A 988-nucleotide genomic window follows, 5' to 3' on the forward strand; every position below is an offset into this window, starting at 1 on the left:
GCCTTTGCCTTATCCGCCTCAGACATACCATGGCCAAAGACGAAACTACATAAAAAATACATACCAATAGCGACAGGCCACCGGTATTTTCTCAATACAGATAACATTGTGTACCTCAATAATAAATCTTAGCTTTCGCTAATAAAAAAATGATTTAAACCTAAGAGAACAACTATATTGGAGGCGCCCTAGCCTGAGATGAAAAATAGAATCGGAAGATAACGGGAACAGGAGCATCGCCTCGATAATCTTCAACGACAATCGTCTGTTCACGGTAAACATAATCGGAGCTTAGATAAGCTTGGGAGTCATGATCATTCAGCTTCTTCCCATTCTTTACGGTCCAGTCTTGGCAAAGCTCAACTACCTCACTAGTATGAGGTGCGATTTCAGCCGCAAATGCATCAACATGATGAGAAGAAATACTGTTCGTATGTATTAACTGAGAATGGGTGTGGTCATGACCATCATGATCATGATTCGAACCCAAATGGATATGCGCCGAAGCCGATTGCATTGATAAGAAAGCAATCGCTAAGAAAAGTTGCCAAATTTTGCTCTTCAAAATATCGCGCACGGGATTCCGATTATGAAAAATTTTGCAAAATTATATGTATGCCAGTGCGGGAATACTACCCACAAAATATGATTAATTATTAAAAAGCGCAGTTTAAAAAACACTGGACTATAAACGAAAAAACCGACCCTAAGGTCGGTTTTCTAATGCAAGGTCAAGAATTTATTAGAACTCTGCTTCAGCAAGATCCATCAAGGTAGCTTTACCTGCTTCGACATCTGCCGCTAGCTGATCCATCTCAGGAAGATACAGGCGATAGAAGTGGTTTGCTGCTTTCACTTTTCCTTCTAAGAAGTCTTCAGAGAAGCGCGATTTCGTACCGTCGTCTTGAGTTTGCTTAGCCATCTTGGCCCACATTACAGCCAAACTAGTTAAAGCAAACATGCGTAGGAGCGGTGTTGCTGCTGCGCC

2 protein-coding genes are annotated in these 988 nt (G+C 41.5%); both read right to left on the minus strand.

Annotation, left to right across the window (positions count from 1 at the left end; genetic code table 11):
* Positions 1–172 precede the first annotated feature (172 nt).
* Positions 173–565, minus strand: coding sequence for a hypothetical protein (locus tag A3738_RS03360; RefSeq protein WP_197472188.1), 393 nt, complete (start codon positions 563–565; stop codon positions 173–175).
* A gap of 177 nt (positions 566–742) precedes the next feature.
* Positions 743–988, minus strand: a 246-nt coding sequence (locus A3738_RS03365; RefSeq protein ID WP_197473552.1) for an acyl-CoA dehydrogenase C-terminal domain-containing protein, incomplete at its 5' end; no start/stop codon positions are given.

Source organism: Oleiphilus sp. HI0066 (genome assembly GCF_001635725.1).